Consider the following 18,515-nt stretch of genomic DNA (forward strand, 5'->3'; position numbering starts at 1 on the left):
GGCATCGGCCGCGGCCGCGGCGGCGACCGCATCGCGCGCCGCTTGCGGCGCCAGTCGCGGACCCGGCGACGGTTCGACCGCCGGGTTGACCGAAGCGCTCATCGCGGGCCGCGTCGGTTCGGCGGCGTAGGCCGATTGCCGCCCGCGCATCGGCATCGGCGGCTCGACGGCTGCGCGGTTCGCGTTAGCGCGGCCCTGAAAGATCTCGCCGGTTTGCGCGGCGTCACGATGCAGCGTATCGGCCGCGCCCGCGCCTTGCGGCGTGACGTTCGATGCGCTTTCAGGGGAATCGGTGGCGGCCGCTTCTTTGGCAGCCAGCGGCGTGGCGGCCGCCGGCATTGCTTCGGGCTTCGAATCGGGCTGTGAGGCAAACTGCGAACCGGATGGTGAACCGGCCTGTGAGTGTGAACCAGGCTGTGTACCAGGCTGTGTACCAGGCTGTGAACCAGGCTGTGACACCGGCTGTGATGCATCCGGCGGGATGGCGGCAGAGGGGGTACCGGAAACTCCGGCGTTATCTGGTTTATTTTCGCTCATGACGGTGTGTCAGGCGCGCCCAGCGCGCGAACGAATGGACAGGGTTCGATTATCCGCCAGCGCGCGATGAGCGGCAAACCAGCACACAATTGGTCACATCCGGTCACACCGATGCGCGCATCGCGTTACATCGCGTCACAACGCTGCGACCCCGTACGCGGCGCACGCTGAAAGCACACCGTCAAGGATCGGGTTGCTCGTCGAGTGTTTCGCGCAGCGCGATCTGCATCGATGCGTGAATGCGCACGAACCAGCGCCACAGCGCGGTCACCAGCAAGCCGGCGCACACCAGCACGGCGATCAGCAGGCCGGTCGGCGGCAGAATCGTGCCCGACAATGCCGCGACCAGCAGAAATACGCCGACCATCGACGCGACCGGCACGAGGTCCGAAATCGCGTAGCGCAGCGCGCTCGTCAGGCGTCCTGCCTTCGCCGGCTGCACGCTGACTTCGGCAAGCAGGAGCGCGAGCGACTTCGTCTTCCGGTAGACCGCGACCAGAAACGGCATCGACACGATCAGCGCGGCGCTCCACAACACGACACGCTGGATCGGTTCCGACGGCACCCAGCCGGCGAGCAGCCTGCTTGCGAGCGGCGCGCCATACGATGCGCCGAGAAAGATCGCGACCACCAGTGCGAGATTCACCGCGATCTGCAGAATGATCCGGCGCGTCATGCTAAAAAGCGTCGGCTCGCCGCGCTCGGGACTCAGGTTGCCGAGCCACTGCCCGTACAGGCCGAACATGTTGGCGAGACCACGCGGCATTGCGTGTGCGACGCGCTGTGTCAAAGGATCGGCCGCGCGGATCAGATACGGCGTGAAAAGCGTCGTGAGCGCCGAGACAGCGACCGCGATCGGATACAGGAACGCGCTGGTCACTTTCAGCGTCAGGCCGAGCGACGCGATGATGAACGAAAACTCGCCGATCTGCGACACGGTCATGCCGACCCGCATCGCGGTGCGTCCGTCCTTGCCGGCGAGAAAGGTGCCGAGACCGCACGACACGATCTTGCCGACGATCACCGCGACCGTGATCACCACGATCGGCCATGCGTAGTCGACGAGCACCGCCGGATTGAGCATCAGCCCGATCGTCACGAAGAAGATCGCGGAAAACGCATCGCGCAGCGGCGCGATCAGATGTTCGATGCGATGCAGATGGCGCGACTCCGCCATGATCGCGCCGATCAGAAACGCGCCGAGCGCGATGCTGTAGTCGAGCTTCACGACGAGCAGGCAGAACGCGAAGCAGAAGCCGAGCACCGACACGAGCAGCATTTCGTCGCTGTTCGAGCGCGCGACATAATTGAGCGCGCGCGGCACGACGAGAATGCCGATCACGAGCGACACGGTCATGAAGAGCAGCAGCTTGCCGAGCGTGACGAACGCGACGCCCGCGGAGAGTTCGCCGGTTTGCGCGATGCCGGACAGCAGCACGAGCATCGCGATGCCGAGAATATCTTCCACAATCAATATGCCGAACACGAGTTGCGCGAAGCGCTCGCGCTTCAGGCCAAGCTCGGACAGCGCCTTGACGATGATCGTGGTCGACGAGATCGCGAGAATCGCGCCGAGAAAAAGCGCATCCATCGAACCCCAGCCGAACGCGCGGCCGATCTCATAACCGAGCCACAGCATCAGCACGATTTCGGAGAGCGCGGCGACAATCGCGGTCGCGCCGACGCGAAAGAGCTTGCGCAAGCTGAACTCGAGCCCGAGCGAGAACATCAGGAACACGACGCCGAGTTCACCGAGCGTCTGGATGGTCTGCTGGTCGTGAATCAGCTGGAACGGCGGCGTATAAGGACCGATGATCACGCCGGCCGCGATATAGCCGAGCACCACCGGCTGCTTCAGGCGATGGAACAGTACCGTGACGACACCCGCCAACGCCATCACGACTGCCAGATCCTGAATGAAGCCGATACCATGGTGCATAGCGCGAATCCTTACAAAAAGTAAACTTCAAGCTGCGATGGTAGCGCACAACCTGTGGCCGCTGATCGATCGATTGCAGATTCTCCGTTTGGCTGTGCCTGATTAATGGACAGGTCACAATAGCGGGCATTCCGCATCCGGATTGCGCGCTGGATTGCGCCCTCGATTGCGTCACGAATTGCGTCACCCATTGCGCCCCGAAGCGCGCCCCGAACCGCGCCCTGAACCGCGCCCCGGATCAGCGCTCGAACCGAGTCCGAACGACCCGCCCCGAACGACCACCCTTTACGCCATGAGCACCGACTTCACGCCCTTCCCGCCCCTCGCCCAGCTTGCCGCCGATCTGGCCGCCGGCCGCACCACGAGCCGCACGCTTGTCGAAACCGCGCTCGAACGGATCGCCGATCCGGCCGGCCAGGGCGCGACCGTATTCGTCGACGTCGATGCGGCAGGCGCCCGCGCCGCCGCCGACGCGCATGACAAACTGCGCGCGGCCGGCACCGTGCTGTCGCCGCTCGCCGGCATCCCGGTGTCGATCAAGGATCTGTTCGACATTGCTGGCCAGCGCACGCGTGCCGCGTCGCGCGTGCTCGCCGACGCGCCGCCCGCGCACACGGACGCGCTCACCGTCGCGCGCCTGAAACGCGCGGGCGCAGTGCTGATCGGCCGCACCAACATGAGCGAGTTCGCGTTCTCCGCGGTCGGCTTGAACCCGCACTTCGGCAACCCGCTGTCGCCGTACCGGCGCGACGTGAAAGGCGACGAGCGGGTCTCGGGCGGATCGTCGTCCGGTGCGGCGGCGTCCGTCGCGGACGGCATGGCGGCGGTCGCGCTCGGCACCGATACCGGCGGCTCGATCCGCGTACCGGCGTCGTTCTGCGGACTGACCGGCTTCAAGCCGACCGCCGCGCGCATTCCGCGCGAAGGCGGCATCCCGCTCTCGACCACGCTCGATTCGTTCGGCCCGATCGGCACAAGCGTCGCGTGCTGCGCGCTTGTCGACCGCATGCTCGCCGGGCTCGAACCGGTTATTCCCGCGGTGCGGCCGCTCGAAGGCGTGCGTCTCGGCGTGCTGACGAACTATGTGAACGAAGGCCTCGACCCCGAAGTCGAAGCGGCGCTCGACACCGCGCTCAAACACCTCGAAGCCGCCGGCGCGATCGTGTCGGACGTGCGCTTCGCGGCGCTCGACCGGCTGCCCGAGATCAACCGCGTCGGCTTTTCGTCGATCGAAGCGTACGCGTGGCATCGGCCGCTGCTTGAAAAACATCGCAACGAATACGATCCGCACGTGCTGTTCCGGATCATGAAGGGGGAACCCGCGAGCGCCGCCGACTACCTCGATCTGCTCGCCGAACGCGACGCGATGATCGCCGCCGCGCGCCCGCTGTGGCAACGCTTCGACGCGCTCGTCGCGCCCACCACGCCGATGGTGCCGCCGCGCGTCGCGGATGCGCTGCGCGACGACGACTCGTTCTTCCGGATCAACGGCCGCATTCTGCGCAACCCGAGCGCGTTCAACTTCCTTGACGCGTGCGCGCTGTCGCTGCCCTGCCATCCGCGCGGCGCCGCACCGGTCGGCCTGATGCTCGCCGGCGCGCCATACGGCGACGACGCGTTGCTTGCGCTCGGGCGCGCGGTCGAAGCGGTGCTCAATACGATTCGCTGATGAGCGCTACGTTGCGTGGTCCGCGTGGTTCGTGTGGGCCACGTGGTTCGTGTCGTCCGCACGTGCAGTATGCGCAGTACGAGCGGCACGGCGGGTTCGTCACCGCTTCAGCGACAACGGTTCGGCGAAGCGCGCGGCGTTCGCGCTAGAATCGCGGCACCCAACCCCTCCGGTCTCCCATGCAACGCTACCGACCCATGTACAACGACAACGCCCTGTTGCGCAGCGAGCGCAACCTGCTCGTCCTGCTTGCCCTCGTCTGTGTCGCGCTGGTGGGCGGCGCACTCTATCTGCAGTTTGTCGAGCATCAGGACCCGTGCCCGCTGTGCATCATCCAGCGCTACTTCTATCTGCTGATCGCGATCTTCGCGTTCCTCGGCGCCCGCCTGCGCGGCTGGGGCGGCGTACGCCTGCTCGAGGTGCTCGCGCTGCTGTCCGCGGCCGGCGGCGTCGTCACTGCCGCGCGGCATGTCTACGTCCAGTCGCACCCGAACTTCAGCTGCGGCTTCGACGCGCTGCAGCCGATCGTCGACGGATTGCCGCCCGCGCACTGGCTGCCGTCCGTCTTCAAGGTCGCGGGACTGTGCGAGACGCTGTACCCACCGCTGCTCGGTCTTTCTCTTCCCACCTGGTCGCTGATCGGCTTTGTGCTCGCGTTCATCGCGCTGGCGACGAGCCTGTGGCGCCACCGCCGCGCGGGCTAACGTCATCACTGCGTTCACCTTGCCGCGTCCGCCGCGCGGTTCGGCCGCCGTGCGCCGTGGGCGTGACGGCGGCAGCACGGCCAGCCGCAGCAGTCGCTACGCCAGCGAACCGAACCCTCATAGTCTGCCGATTCCCGAGATTCCCGGGGATTCCCGGAAATCTCCACCGCACCGGCCGGCGACCCGCCGTCCCGCTGACCGCCGCGCCCTGCGCTTTTCATTTGCGCGAAAGCCACTGCGTGTTCGCGTAAACACCTGGCCGTGCGCCTGCGCGACGCCGCGTGCCGCCGGCGCCACGCATACTGGCCTGAGCGCCTTGCGCGGCGGGGCTCTGCGCGCGTTCCCGCGGGCCGCGGCCGGATCCCGCCGGGCCGTTTCTCGCCCTCGCATGACCGCCCCTGAATAGCCTTCATCACCGGCGGGGAATATTTTTGAGACGAGGTGGTGCTATCTTCGCTACAAGGATGGCGATCTACGTGCGCGAGCCCGGCCGATTCGGGCCCAATGCGTAACGCGCGCCCGGTCCGCAATGTCTTCCGGATTTGCCATGACAACGCACACCATCCGCTTCTACCGCCAGGGCGCCGTGCACGAAGTGCGCGACGTGCCCGCATCGCGCACGGTGCTGCAGTACCTGCGCGAGGATTTGCGCTGCACCGGCACGAAGGAAGGCTGCGCGGAAGGCGACTGCGGCGCCTGTACAGTGGTGATCGGCGAGCTCGATACGCATGGTGCGCTGCAGTTGAAGGCGGTCAACGCGTGCATCCAGTTTCTGCCGACGCTCGACGGCCGTGCCCTCTTCACGGTTGAAGACCTGCGCGCGGACCACGGCGCGCTGCACCCGGTGCAACAGGCGCTGGTCGACTGTCACGGCTCGCAATGCGGGTTCTGCACGCCGGGCTTCGTGATGTCGATGTGGGCGCTATACCAGAACCAGCCGGCCGACGCGGGTTTGCCGACGCGCGACGAGATCGGCGCGGCGCTGTCCGGCAACCTGTGCCGCTGCACCGGCTACCGGCCGATCGTCGATGCCGCGCAAAAAATGTTCGACTATCCGCGCGTCGCCGTGGATCGCGCAGCGCTCACGCGCGCACTGGAATCGATCCGCCGCCACGACACGTTCGAATACACCGGCCCCGACGCGCGCGGCGCCGCCTTCGGCACGCGTGCGTTCCATGCGCCGCTCACGGTCGACGCGTTCGCGCAGTTGCGCGCGCGGCATCCGCAGGCGCGCATCGTCGCGGGCAGCACCGACGTCGGCTTGTGGGTGACCAAACAGTTTCGCGAACCTGGCGATCTGCTCTTTATCGGCAACGTCGCCGAACTGAAGACCATCGGGCGCGATGCGCAAACGCTGACGATCGGCGCCGCGGTCTCGCTCGAAGCGGCGTACGCGGCGCTCGCCGCCGATTATCCGGAACTCGCCGAACTGTGGACGCGCTTCGCGTCATTGCCGATCCGCAACGCGGGCACGCTCGGCGGCAATGTCGCGAACGGCTCGCCGATCGGCGACTCGATGCCCGCGCTGCTGGCGCTCGATGCGCAGGTGGTTCTGCGGCGCGAATCGATCGTCCGTACGCTGCCGCTCGACGCGTTCTATACCGGTTACCAGAAAACCGCGCTGGCCGCCGGCGAATTCGTTGCCGCGATCCGCGTGCCGCGGCCGGCGACGAATCTGCGTTTCCGCACGTACAAAGTGTCGAAGCGCTACGACCAGGATATTTCGGCGGTATGTGCTGCGTTTGCGCTGCGCGTCGTCGACGGCACGATCGCCGGGGCGCGCGTCGCGTTCGGCGGCATGGCCGCGACGCCGCAGCGCGCGCACCGTGCCGAAGCCGCGCTCACCGGCGCCGTCTGGGACGCGGACACCGCGCACCGCGCGATGAACGCGCTCACGGCCGACTACCAGCCGCTCACCGACATGCGCGCATCGAGCGCATACCGGATGAAAGTCGCGCGCAATCTGCTGTGGCGCTTTCATCTGGAAACGCGCGATCACGCGCCGTTGCCGCTCGTCGGCGTCAGCGCTTTCGCATACGAAGCGCCCGCCGACGCGCATGCCGGCCCGGATATGGGCGCGGCGCTGAAGGAGCCCTTGTGATGAACCAGCCGTCCGGTCCGTTCATCGCGCCCGCCGCGCCTGCGGGCTCTCCTGGGCAAAAGACGGCCCGCTCCGCTCATGCGCATCCGCACGACGCCGCCGCGGATCAGGCCGCAATCGGCGTGGCGCTGCCGCACGAATCGGCGGCGCTGCACGTGAGCGGCGAAGCGACCTACACCGACGACATCCCCGAACGGCACGGCACACTGCATGCCGCGCTCGGGCTCTCGCGCCATGCGCACGCGCGCATCGTATCGCTCGATCTCGGCGCGGTGCGCAGCGCGCCCGGCGTGATTGCGGTGTTCACCGCCGCCGACATTCCCGGCGAGAACAATTGCGGTCCCGTGGTGCACGACGACCCGATCCTCGCGGACGGCGAAGTGCTCTATCTCGGCCAACCGGTGTTCGTTGTGATCGCAACCAGCCACGATCTCGCGCGCCGCGCCGCCGCCCTCGCGAAAAGCGACGACGTGGTGGGCTACGAGCCGCTCGAAGCGGTGCTCACGGTCGCCGACGCGAAAGCGAAAAAGCAGTTCGTGCTGCCGCCGCTGCATCTGACGCGCGGCGCGCCCGCCGAGCGGATCGCCGCCGCGCCGCACCGGATCGCGGGCACATTCGAAGTCGGCGGACAGGAACAGTTCTATCTCGAAGGCCAGATCGCGTACGCGCTGCCGCAGGAAATGGACGGCATGCACGTCTACAGCTCGACGCAGCATCCGACCGAAATGCAGCAGGTGGTCGCGCATATGCTCGGCTGGCCGGTGCACAGCGTCGTTTGCGAGTGCCGGCGGATGGGCGGCGGTTTCGGCGGCAAGGAATCGCAATCGGCGCTTTTCGCGTGCGTCGCGGCGCTCGCCGCGCACAAGCTGCGCCGCCCGGTCAAGCTGCGCGCCGATCGCGACGACGACTTCATGATCACCGGCAAGCGGCACGACGCGACTTACGAATACGAAGCCGGCTTCGACGAACGCGGCCGCCTCGTCGGCGCGCGCGTCGAGATCGCGCTACGCGCGGGCTTCTCGGCGGACCTGTCGGGCGCCGTCGCGACACGCGCACTGTGCCATTTCGATAACGCGTATTACCTGTCCGATGTCGAAATCGTGGCGCTCGCGTGCAAGACCAACACGCAGTCGAACACCGCGTTTCGCGGCTTCGGCGGACCGCAAGGCGCGCTCGTGATGGAAGTGCTGATGGACAGCATCGCCCGCGAGCTCGGGCTCGATCCGCTCGACGTGCGGCGTGCGAACTTCTACGGCATCGGCGAGCGCGACGAAACGCCGTATGGGCAGCGCGTCGAAGACAATATCCTCGAGCCGCTTGTCGACGAACTGCTTGCGTCGAGCGACTATCGCGCGCGACGCGCGGCGCTCGCCGAACTGAACGCGCGCAGCCCGGTGCTCAAACGCGGCATTGCGCTCACGCCGGTCAAATTCGGCATTTCGTTCAACGTGCCATTTCTGAATCAGGCCGGCGCGCTCGTGCACGTGTACAAGGACGGCTCGGTGCTCGTCAATCATGGCGGCACCGAAATGGGCCAGGGACTCAACACGAAGGTCGCGCAGGTGGTCGCGAACGCGTTCGGCCTGCCGCTATCGCGCGTGCGCGTGAGCGCGACCGATACGTCGAAGGTCGCGAATACGTCGGCCACCGCGGCGTCGACCGGCAGCGACCTGAACGGCAAGGCGGCCGAAGACGCGGCGTGCAAGATACGCGCGCGCCTCGCGGAACTCGCGGCGCAACGGCTCGGCGGCGACGCACGCGACGTTACGTTCGCGGGCGGCGCCGTGCAGTCGAACGGCGCCGCGATGCCGTTCGCCCAACTCGTGAGTGCCGCGTACCTTGCGCGCGTGCAGTTGTGGTCCGACGGTTTCTACGCGACGCCGAAGGTTCATTGGGATCCGGCGACACTCACCGGCCATCCGTTCTACTACTTCGCGTACGGCGCGGCGGTGTCCGAAGTCGTGATCGACACGCTGACCGGCGAATGGAAACTGCTGCGCGCGGACCTGCTGCACGACGCGGGCCGTTCGATCAATCCGGCGATCGACATCGGGCAGATCGAAGGCGGCTTCATTCAGGGTATGGGCTGGCTCACGACCGAAGAACTCTGGTGGAACCACGACGGTCGCCTGATGACGCATGCCCCCTCGACGTACAAGATTCCGGCGGTCAGCGACACGCCGGCCGCGTTCAATGTGCAGCTCTTTCGCAACGACAATGCGGAACCGACGGTCTTCCGTTCGAAAGCGGTCGGCGAGCCGCCGCTGCTGCTGTCGTTTTCGGTGCTGCTCGCGATCCGCGATGCGATCGCCGCGGCCGTGCCCGACGCACGCCGCGCGCCGCCGCTGCGCGCGCCCGCGACGCCCGAAGCGATCCTCGATGCGCTCGATGCTTTGCATGCGGACGCAACGATCGCGGACGAGCACGGTCCAAGCCGGGAACCCGGGTCGCAACCGACGGCGGTGCACGTGAAGGCCGACACCGCCGCCTGATCGAACGACCGGAAACGACCGGAAACGACCCGCGGCAACCCGCAGCGCACATTGCCCGCGGACCGCAGCACGAACAACCGCCATGCGCCGCGCACCACACGTGCGCGGCGCGCCGATCAACCAGCCGCGCGGACACCCCGCCGCGGCGATGGATGGAGAAGAGCCGCATGCATGCGTGGCTGACCGACCTGCAACAGCTGCTCGCGCACGGCGACGCCGTCGTGCTGGTGACGGTCGCGCGCGCCGAAGGCTCGGCGCCGCGCGAAGCCGGCACGAAGATGATCGTCACGCGCGAGGCGGCCCGCCACACGATCGGCGGCGGCCATCTCGAATGGAAAGCGATCGAGACCGCGCGCCAGGTGCTGCGCGATGGCATGCGCGCACCGCATATGCGCCGGCTCGAACGCTTCGCGCTCGGCCCGAGCCTCGGCCAATGCTGCGGCGGCGCGGTCGTGCTCGCGTTCGAGCGGCTCGACGTCGGCGACCTCGGCTGGGTCACCACGCTGGCGAAGCGCGTTGCCGCGGGCAAGTCGATGGTCCGCAGCGTCTCGTTCGGTCCCGCGCCGGACGCGGTGATGCTGTCCGAGCCGGAACCCGGCGTCGAGAGCGCCGACTGTCTGCTGTGGGATGGCGCCGGCTTCGACGACAGCGGCGCGCTGCTCACCGAAACGATCGCGCCGCGCGACTTCGCGGTCGTGCTGTTCGGCGCCGGGCACGTCGGCGCCGCGCTGGTGCGCGTGCTCGGCACGCTGCCGTGCCATGTCCGCTGGGTCGATGAGCGCGATGCGCAGTTCCCGCCGGCGGACATGCTGCAGGCGGACAACGTGACGATCGACGCGAACGACGCGCCCGACGAAGCCGTCGACCGCGCCGCGCCGAACACGTACTTCGTCGTGATGACGCATGACCATCAGCGCGATCTCGCACTCGCCGAGCGTATCCTGCGGCGCGGCGACTTCGCGTTCTTCGGCATGATCGGCTCGCATACGAAGCGCAAGCAGTTCGAGCACCGGCTCGCCGCGCGCGGCATCGACCCGGCGCGTATTGCGCGCATGCAATGCCCGCTCGGCGTCGAAGGCATCGAAGACAAGTCGCCGGAAATCATCGCGATCTCGGCTGCCGCGCAGGTGCTGCGCGCGGTCGAGGCCCACGCGCACGCCGCGCCCGCACAAACCGTCTGACCCATTCAAACCAGCCAGAAGACGCATCAAAGACCGTCCCATGAACACCACCACCCCACGCTCCGCGCTCGCCGAAAAGGTTGCGCGCGCACCGAAAGCCGAATTGCACATTCATATCGAAGGCTCGCTCGAGCCCGAGCTGATCTTCCGGCTCGCCGAACGCAACGGCGTGCGGCTCGCCTACGAATCGATCGACGCGCTGCGCGCCGCTTACGCCTTCACGGACCTGCAGTCGTTTCTCGACATCTATTACGCCGGCGCGAGCGTACTGCTCGAGGAGCAGGACTTCTACGACATGACGATGGCCTATGTGGAGCGTGCGCTGGCCGACCACGTCGTGCATGCGGAAATTTTCTTCGACCCGCAAACGCACACCGAACGCGGCGTGCCGATCGCGACCGCGGTCGCCGGCATCGAACGCGCGCTCGCGGATGCCGAACGGCGCGGCCTGTCGAGCAAACTGATTCTGTGCTTCCTGCGGCATCTTTCAGAAGACGACGCGCTCGCGACCTTCGATGCCGCGTTGCCGCTGTTCGATCAGTACTCGCACCGGCTGATCGGCGTCGGCCTCGATTCGTCCGAGCACGGCCATCCGCCGTCGAAGTTCGAGCGCGTGTTCGCGCAAGCGCGAGCGAAGGGGTTGAAGCTCGTCGCGCATGCCGGCGAGGAAGGACCGCCGTCGTACATCTACGAAGCGCTCGATCTGCTGAAGGTCGATCGCGTCGATCACGGCGTGCGCAGCATCGAAGACCCGGCGCTCGTCACGCGCCTTGCGGACACGCGCGTCGCGCTGACGGTCTGCCCGCTGTCGAACCTCAAGCTGTGCGTGTTCGACGATCTGACGAAGCACACGTTGAAGGACCTGCTCGATCACGGCGTCGCGGTGACCGTGAATTCGGACGACCCCGCGTACTTCGGCGGTTACGTCAACGAAAACTACTTCGCGACGATCGACGCATTGAAACTCACCGATGCCGAGGTGTACACGATCATCCGCAACGGCTTCGACGCATCGTTCGTGACGCCCGACGAGCGCGCCGCGCTGATCGCGCAGCTCGATGCACACTGGCATGCGGCGCCCGCGCGCTGAAACCTCGCATCGACATCACTGATCGGAACCCGCACGGCGCCGTGCCGCTTGCCACGCAAACGCAAACGCAAACTCATACATTCACGCACGCGCCGCGCAACCCTCATACCTAAACTACGGAGACACGTTCTGCCATGACTCAATCGGCCTTCCGCGCACAACTGCTGACGTTCAACGGCGATCCCGCGCAATCGTCCAATGCGGCGGTCTTCGATGAAGACGGCCTCGTGATCGTCGAAGACGGCCATGTGGTCGCAGCGAGCGCGTATGCATCGGCCGCGGCGCAGCTCGCGCCCGGCACAGCGGTGCAGGAGATGCGCGACAAGCTGATCGTGCCGGGCTTTATCGATACGCACATCCACTACCCGCAGACCGACATGATCGCGTCGCCGGCGCCGGGGCTGCTGCCGTGGCTCGACCGCTACACGTTTCCGACCGAGCGCGGCTTCGAAGACCCGGCGGTGGCGCGCGACACCGCGCGCTTTTTCGTCGACGAACTGCTCTCGTGCGGCACCACGACCGCGCTCGTCTACTGCACCGTGCACAAGGATTCGGCGGATGCGCTCTTTAGCGAAAGCGATGCGCGCAATCTGCGGATGGTCGCGGGCAAGGTGCTGATGGACCGTCATTGTCCGGAGTTTTTGCGCGACACCGCGCAGTCGGGCTACGACGACAGCGCAGAGCTGATCGGCCGCTGGCACAACAAGGGGCGGCAAATGTATGCGCTCACGCCGCGCTTTGCGCCGACTTCGACCGACGCGCAGATGCGCGCATGCGGCGAGCTCGCGCGCGCGCATCCCGACGTGTTTATTCAAAGCCACGTCGCGGAGAACACCGACGAGGTGAAATGGGTCGCCGAGCTGTTCCCGGGTCATCGCAGCTATCTCGACGTCTACGATCATTACGGTCTGTTGCGCCGTCGCGCGATATATGGCCATTGCATCTATCTCGACGACGCGGATCGCAGGCGGATGGCCGAAACGGGCGCTATCGCGTCGCACTGTCCGACCTCGAACCTGTTTCTCGGCAGCGGCCTGTTCGATTTCGCGAAAGCCGACGCCACCGGTATGCCGCTCGCGCTGGCCACCGACGTCGGTGGCGGCACGTCGTTTTCGATGCTGCAGACAATGAACGAAGCGCACAAGGTCGCGCGTCTGACCGGCTACCAGTTGAGCGCCACCCGGATGTTCTGGCTCGCGACCGCGGGCGCCGCACACGCGCTCGATCTGGCCGACCGGATCGGCACGTTGAAGCCGCGCACCGAAGCGGACTTCGTCGTGCTCGATCCGCAAGCGACGCCGTTGCTCGCGCGCCGCACGTCGCGCTGCGAGTCGCTCGAAGAGTTGCTGTTCGCGTTCGCGCTGCTCGGCGACGATCGCGCGGTGTATGAGACGTATGCGGCCGGCCGGCGTGTGCACCGGCGCGATGCGCCGCGCGAGCACGCGGTGCGGACAACCCGCATCGCAGCGTGATGGCCGCGTGACAGGCGATAGGTGACGCGTGACGGCGGCATGACCGCCGTAGGCGCATCCCCGGCATGAAGTGCAGGCGTACGCGCGAGCGTGAGCGTGCGCAAGTCCTTAAAAAATGGCGCAACGCACGGGACTCGCAACGAAATGTCTTCGTTAGCTTCGTAGGCGAAAAGAACCTCGACAAAAAGCGTCTTCCGCGAAAACCCCATGCTATACTTCCGCGCTCATTGGGGAGTAGCCGCCCCGCTGCATGTCACGCGCAATGCCGGCTCGCGAAGGCTTCTGTGAAGTCTGTCGTATCGAGGTCGGTCGGGTCGTTCCGGTTGCGCGGCGCACATCGCTTGCGGGGGCGTCTGTCAACAAACTTGGCCTGTACGGCCATGGCAGACGCAGCCTTTGGCCTGGCGAGACCGATGATCCATGGCGTGCCGCGAAGGGCCCGGCGCGTTGTGGGTCGTCGCTCGCTCACATCCGGCCCGGGGAAAACATAAAAACGTGGAACAGGCCTTTCTGATCTCGACCGGTGCGGTCGCCCTTGCCGAAATCGGCGACAAGACACAACTTCTCTCGCTCGTTCTCGCGGCCCGTTACCGCAAGCCCGTGCCGATCATCCTCGGCGTGCTCGCCGCGACATTGGCCAATCACGCGGGCGCCGGCGCGCTGGGCGCATGGCTTGGCTCGCTCGTCACCCCGACTATCATGCGCTGGGCGCTCACCGCGTCGTTTATCGGCATGGGGCTGTGGATTCTCGTGCCCGACAAGCTCGACGAAGGGGAAGCCCAAACCAACCGGTCGCACCTGGGTGTATTCGGCGCGACCGTCGTCACCTTCTTCCTCGCCGAGATGGGCGACAAAACGCAGCTTGCGACCGTCGCGCTCGCGGCGCGCTTTCACGATTTCTTCGGAGTCGTCGCCGGCACCACGCTCGGGATGATGATCGCGAACGTGCCGGCCATCCTGCTCGGCGACCGCTTCGCGCACAAACTGCCGACGAAACTCGTGCACGGCATTGCCGCGGTGATGTTCGTCGTGCTCGGCGTGCTCGCGTTATGCGGCGTGGGTGTCTGAGTCCGGCCGGCGCGAAAAATCACGAAAGGGCGCGAGAATGAACAGACGGCGCCGCCGACGCCGTCCGTGATGCGGGAACGCGTACGCGCGCCCGCCGCGCCGCGACGGAAGCACGCTCCAACCGCTATTGCACCGTCTTCGCACCCGACGCCGGCGCGGCGGGCGCCGCGCTTCCCGCCGCGACTTCGTTGGGCGCGCCGCCCTGCGAATCGACCGGCAGTTTCACCGTCCGCACGACACCGTTGCCAAGCGGGAAATCCGCCATCGCGCTGCGCGCGAGATACGGCATCGCATATACGAGCGACGGCTCGTCGCCGGAACTGCGCGCGGTCACGTTATAGACTTCCTTGTCGCTCGCGCGATCGGTGATGCGAACGCCGAGCGTATGCGTGTACACCGGATAGCTCTGCGCGACGTAGCCGCCGCCGTACGGGCCCCACGGCCCCCAGCCGCCCCACCCGTATGGGCGGCCCCAGTAATACGGGCCCGGCCACGGATCATAGTAGTAAGCCGGCACCGAAGTCAGCGCCATGGCCGAGCGCGTTCCATAGGCAATCGAAACCACGTAGTGCGCTTGCTGCAGATCCACCTGCCTGAACGCATGCGTCGCCAGTTCGTTTGCGACCACCTGCTCGTAGGTCGAGTCTTCGAGGCTGTTCTGCTGCGAAGCGGTGCGCTGGAATGCGTACGTGCGCGTCGCGTCGCTGCCGCCGTCCCAGTTGGAGAACGCGGTCACCTGAGTCGTCACATAAGACGCGCAGCCTGCCAGTAGCGAAGCCAGCGCGGCGAATGTCAGCGCGGCCTGCCGGGTCCATCGATCGAGCTTCATCGTATTTCCTTCCTTCGCTGTCGTCGCCCGCGCACGCCGCGCAAGCGGCCCCGATAATACGCTGACCGGGTGATCAGGCGAAAAGTTCGGGGCGCGCACGGCCCGACGGTGCGGTATGCGCCATCCGGCGCAAGCCGTCCGGCAGGGTCCGCCAGGACTGCGCCAGACGCGACGCGCCTTTGCTCTTAAAATGATCCGACCAGCCCGGCTCGCGCATCGCGCAAGCCGGCTTCGAGACTCTTATTTTCTACCCACCATGGCCGATACCGCTACGCCCTTCGTCATCCGCCGCGCCGATTACACACCGCCCGCGTTTCTTATCGATACCGTCGCACTGGAGTTCGATCTCGTGCCTGAACGCACGACCATCAGGAACACGATGCGCGTGCGCCGCAATCCGGACGCGGCCCGCGCCGCACATCTGGAACTGATGGGCGAACAGCTCGAATTCGTCAGCGCCGCGATCGATGGCGCGCCTTATGCCGCGGTGCGCGTGCACGAGCATGGACTCACCGTCGAAAACGTGCCCGATTCGTTCGAGCTGACGCTCACCGGCGCCTGCAGCCCGGCGGAGAACACCACGCTGTCGGGTCTGTACGTGTCGAGCGGCAACTTCTTCACGCAGTGCGAAGCGGAAGGATTTCGCCGTATCACCTGGTTCCTCGACCGCCCCGACGTGATGGCCACGTACACGGTCACGCTGCGCGCGGACAAAGCTGACTACCCGGTGCTGCTCTCCAACGGCAATCTGCTCGAACAGGGCGATCTGCCGGATGGCCGCCACTTCGCCCGCTGGGAAGATCCGTTCAGGAAACCCAGCTATCTGTTCGCGCTCGTCGCCGGCAAGCTGGTCGCGCTCGAGGAGCGCGTGAAAAGCGGGTCGGGCAAGGAAAAGCTGCTGCAGGTCTGGGTCGAACCGCACGACCTCGACAAGACGCGGCATGCGATGGATTCGCTGATCCATTCAATTCGCTGGGACGAACGCCGCTTCGGGCTCGAGCTGGATCTCGACCGCTTCATGATCGTCGCGGTCAGCGATTTCAACATGGGCGCGATGGAGAACAAAGGCCTCAACATCTTCAACACGAAGTATGTGCTCGCGAACCCGGAGACGGCCACCGATACCGACTTCGCGAATATCGAAGCGGTCGTCGGTCATGAGTATTTCCATAACTGGACGGGCAATCGCGTCACGTGCCGCGACTGGTTCCAGTTGAGCCTGAAGGAAGGCCTGACGGTATTTCGCGATCAGGAATTTTCCGCCGACATGGCGGGCGGCGTTCATCTGGGCGATCACCACGCGAAGACCGCGGAAGGCGCGCGCGCGACCAAACGCATCGAAGACGTGCGCGTGCTGCGGCAGATGCAGTTCGCCGAGGACGCCGGCCCGATGGCGCACCCGGTACGGCCGGAAAGCTACGTCGAAATCAACAATTTCTACACGATGACGGTCTACGAAAAGGGCTCGGAAGTCGTGCGGATGTATCAGACGCTGTTCGGCCGCGACGGCTTCAGGCGCGGCATGGATCTGTACTTCGAGCGCCACGACGGCCACGCGGTGACCTGCGACGATTTCCGCCAGGCGATGGCCGATGCGAACGGCCGCGACCTCGCGCAGTTCGAACGCTGGTACAGCCAGGCCGGCACGCCGCGGGTAACAGTATCGACTGAATACGATGCGGCGCAGCGCCGCTATCGCGTGACGCTCAGGCAAGGCTACGGCGACAGCTCGGCGGCTGCGCGCGAAACGCAGCAAGGCCCGCTGCTGATTCCGTTCGCCATTGGCCTGATCGGCACGGACGGCCGCGACCTGCCGCTGCGTCTGGAAGGGGAAAAAGAGCCGGCCACCGCCACGACCCGCGTGCTCGACTTCACCGAAACCGAGCAGACCTTCACCTTCGTGGACGTCGCCGAAAAACCGCTGCCGTCGCTGCTGCGCAATTTCTCGGCGCCGGTGATCGTCGAGTACGACTATGGCGGCGCGGAACTCGCGTTCCTGCTCGCGCACGACAGCGACCCGTTCAACCGCTGGGAGGCCGGCCAGCGGCTCGCGACGCGCGAACTGCTGACGCTCGCCGACCAGGCCGCGAGCGGCACGCCGCTGCAACTCGACGAAGCGGTCGTCACCGCGTTCGCGCGCGTGCTGAGCGACGAGACGCTGTCGCCGGCGTTCCGCGAACTCGCGCTGATGCTGCCGTCCGAAGCGTATCTCGCCGAGCAGATGGACGAATCGAATCCGGCCGCCGTGCACCGCGCGCGCCAGTTCGTCCGGCGGCGCCTCGCGAGCGCGCTGCAACGCGAGTGGCTCGCGATCTACGAACGCCATCAGACACCGGGCGCGTATCAGGCGACGCCGGAAGATGCCGGCCATCGCGGCCTGAAGAATCTCGCGCTCGCGTATCTCGCGGAGCTCGACGACCCGCGCGACGCGGTGCGGCTCGCCTCCGAACAATACGCATCGGCGAACAACATGACCGATCGCTCGGCCGCGCTGTCCGCGCTGCTTGCCGCGGCGGCAAACACCGGCAACGGCGAAGCGCAGCATGCGCTCGACGACTTCTATCGCCGCTTCGAAAAGGAACCGCTCGTAATCGACAAATGGTTCGCACTGCAGGCGACGCAGCGCGGCACGCCGCAGCGCCCGGTGATCGACATCGTGCGCCGGCTGATGACGCATCCGGCGTTCAACCTGAAGAACCCGAATCGTGCGCGCTCGCTGATCTTCAGCTTCTGCGCGGTGAACCCGGCGCAATTCCACGCGGAGGACGGCTCCGGCTACGCGTTCTGGGCCGAGCAGGTGATCGCGCTCGATGCGCTCAATCCGCAAGTCGCGGCACGCCTTGCGCGTTCGCTCGAATTGTGGCGCCGCTTTACGCCCGCGCTGCGCGAGCAGATGCGCGGCGCGCTCGAAAAGGTCGCTGCACATGTGAAGTCGCGCGACGTGCGGGAGATCGTCGAGAAGGCGCTGGCCTGACGGTCCGTACAGTTCGTTCTCCTGCTGCAGGATGAAGCCGGCACGTCGTGCCGGCTTTTTTATTTGCGCGCCGCCCTGGCCGTTCGGATGACTACTCAGTCACGCGCGAAACGATCACAGTTAACGCACCCTGAACAACACTTTACATTTAACGCGGTGCGTTATACGATACCCATGATTTCAACATTTGGCGACAAGGCTACAGCCCTCGTTTTCTCGGGCGGCTTCGCCCGCACGCTGCCGGCACACATTCAGTCCATCGCGCATCGCAAGCTGCAACTCATCGACGCGGCCGCGTCGCTATCGGACCTGTTCGTACCGCCTGGCAATCGTCTCGAGGCTTTGCAGGGAGAGCGCAGCGGCCAGTGGAGCATCCGCATCAACGATCAATGGCGCATCTGCTTTTACTTCGTCGAAGGCGAGGCGCTTGGCGTGCAAATCGTCGACTATCACTGAATC

General features: G+C 66.3%; 12 protein-coding genes, 1 pseudogene and 1 riboswitch. Of the genes and pseudogenes, 10 read left to right on the forward strand and 3 right to left on the reverse strand.

The annotated features are described in order from the left end of the window. Window positions 1–339: pseudogene (locus HV675_RS24035) on the reverse strand (hypothetical protein); the annotation flags it as partial. 379 nt (window positions 340–718) lie between these two features. Beyond that, window positions 719–2,476 carry a cation:proton antiporter gene (locus tag HV675_RS24040; RefSeq protein WP_175113879.1) on the reverse strand — a complete coding sequence of 586 codons (1,758 nt, stop codon included), beginning with the start codon at window positions 2,474–2,476 and terminating at the stop codon, window positions 719–721. Between the two features lie 292 nt (window positions 2,477–2,768). Here HV675_RS24040 and HV675_RS24045 point away from each other — a divergent pair, with 292 nt between their 5' ends. The 8 genes from HV675_RS24045 (at window position 2,769) to HV675_RS24080 (ending at window position 14,253) form a co-directional block, all read left to right on the forward strand. Then, window positions 2,769–4,145: an amidase gene (locus HV675_RS24045; RefSeq protein WP_175113881.1), complete on the forward strand. Its 1,377-nt coding sequence runs from the start codon at window positions 2,769–2,771 to the stop codon at window positions 4,143–4,145. A 197-nt stretch (window positions 4,146–4,342) separates the two neighbouring features. Further along, window positions 4,343–4,849, forward strand: coding sequence for a disulfide bond formation protein B (locus HV675_RS24050; RefSeq protein ID WP_175113883.1), 507 nt, complete (start codon window positions 4,343–4,345; stop codon window positions 4,847–4,849). A 547-nt stretch (window positions 4,850–5,396) separates the two neighbouring features. Beyond that, window positions 5,397–6,950, forward strand: coding sequence for a xanthine dehydrogenase small subunit (gene xdhA, locus HV675_RS24055; RefSeq protein ID WP_175113885.1), 1,554 nt, complete (start codon window positions 5,397–5,399; stop codon window positions 6,948–6,950). Continuing rightward, window positions 6,950–9,442 carry a xanthine dehydrogenase molybdopterin binding subunit gene (gene xdhB, locus HV675_RS24060; protein WP_175113887.1) on the forward strand — a complete coding sequence of 831 codons (2,493 nt, stop codon included), beginning with the start codon at window positions 6,950–6,952 and terminating at the stop codon, window positions 9,440–9,442. Before xdhA ends, xdhB begins: the two co-directional genes overlap by 1 nt. A gap of 167 nt (window positions 9,443–9,609) precedes the next feature. Beyond that, a complete protein-coding gene (gene xdhC, locus HV675_RS24065) occupies window positions 9,610–10,623 on the forward strand; it encodes a xanthine dehydrogenase accessory protein XdhC (protein ID WP_175113890.1) in 1,014 nt (337 codons plus the stop codon). Window positions 10,624–10,663: 40 nt separating this feature from the next. After that, window positions 10,664–11,713 (forward strand): adenosine deaminase, encoded by a 1,050-nt coding sequence (locus HV675_RS24070; protein WP_175113892.1) that lies wholly within the window; start codon window positions 10,664–10,666, stop codon window positions 11,711–11,713. A gap of 134 nt (window positions 11,714–11,847) precedes the next feature. Next, a complete protein-coding gene (gene guaD / locus HV675_RS24075; RefSeq protein ID WP_175113894.1) occupies window positions 11,848–13,185 on the forward strand; it encodes a guanine deaminase in 1,338 nt (445 codons plus the stop codon). Between the two features lie 217 nt (window positions 13,186–13,402). After that, window positions 13,403–13,625, forward strand: a riboswitch (yybP-ykoY riboswitch). Window positions 13,626–13,680: 55 nt separating this feature from the next. Further along, window positions 13,681–14,253: a TMEM165/GDT1 family protein gene (locus HV675_RS24080; protein ID WP_175113895.1), complete on the forward strand. Its 573-nt coding sequence runs from the start codon at window positions 13,681–13,683 to the stop codon at window positions 14,251–14,253. Between the two features lie 124 nt (window positions 14,254–14,377). On the opposite strand, the gene HV675_RS24085 is transcribed toward HV675_RS24080, so the two are convergent. Next, window positions 14,378–15,082 (reverse strand): DUF4136 domain-containing protein, encoded by a 705-nt coding sequence (locus HV675_RS24085; protein ID WP_175113897.1) that lies wholly within the window; start codon window positions 15,080–15,082, stop codon window positions 14,378–14,380. Between the two features lie 256 nt (window positions 15,083–15,338). On the opposite strand from HV675_RS24085, the gene pepN reads away from it, so the two are divergent. Then, window positions 15,339–18,056, forward strand: coding sequence for an aminopeptidase N (gene pepN / locus HV675_RS24090; protein WP_175113899.1), 2,718 nt, complete (start codon window positions 15,339–15,341; stop codon window positions 18,054–18,056). A 174-nt stretch (window positions 18,057–18,230) separates the two neighbouring features. Beyond that, on the forward strand, window positions 18,231–18,512 hold the full coding sequence (locus HV675_RS24095) for a type II toxin-antitoxin system RelE/ParE family toxin (protein ID WP_175113901.1): 282 nt from the start codon (window positions 18,231–18,233) through the stop codon (window positions 18,510–18,512). Window positions 18,513–18,515: the final 3 nt, after the last annotated feature.

This window comes from Paraburkholderia solisilvae (genome assembly GCF_902859875.1).
Lineage (GTDB): Bacteria > Pseudomonadota > Gammaproteobacteria > Burkholderiales > Burkholderiaceae > Paraburkholderia > Paraburkholderia solisilvae.

Bases quoted from the DNA above. Each gene is read 5' to 3' on its own strand.
- HV675_RS24040 (WP_175113879.1), bottom strand. From the start codon at position 2,476: ATGCACCATGGTATCGGCTTCATTCAGGATCTGGCAGTCGTGATGGCG.
- HV675_RS24045 (WP_175113881.1), top strand. From the start codon at position 2,769: ATGAGCACCGACTTCACGCCCTTCCCGCCCCTCGCCCAGCTTGCCGCC.
- HV675_RS24050 (WP_175113883.1), top strand. From the start codon at position 4,343: ATGTACAACGACAACGCCCTGTTGCGCAGCGAGCGCAACCTGCTCGTC.
- xdhA (WP_175113885.1), top strand. From the start codon at position 5,397: ATGACAACGCACACCATCCGCTTCTACCGCCAGGGCGCCGTGCACGAA.
- xdhB (WP_175113887.1), top strand. From the start codon at position 6,950: ATGAACCAGCCGTCCGGTCCGTTCATCGCGCCCGCCGCGCCTGCGGGC.
- xdhC (WP_175113890.1), top strand. From the start codon at position 9,610: ATGCATGCGTGGCTGACCGACCTGCAACAGCTGCTCGCGCACGGCGAC.
- HV675_RS24070 (WP_175113892.1), top strand. From the start codon at position 10,664: ATGAACACCACCACCCCACGCTCCGCGCTCGCCGAAAAGGTTGCGCGC.
- guaD (WP_175113894.1), top strand. From the start codon at position 11,848: ATGACTCAATCGGCCTTCCGCGCACAACTGCTGACGTTCAACGGCGAT.
- HV675_RS24085 (WP_175113897.1), bottom strand. From the start codon at position 15,082: ATGAAGCTCGATCGATGGACCCGGCAGGCCGCGCTGACATTCGCCGCG.
- pepN (WP_175113899.1), top strand. From the start codon at position 15,339: ATGGCCGATACCGCTACGCCCTTCGTCATCCGCCGCGCCGATTACACA.
- HV675_RS24095 (WP_175113901.1), top strand. From the start codon at position 18,231: ATGATTTCAACATTTGGCGACAAGGCTACAGCCCTCGTTTTCTCGGGC.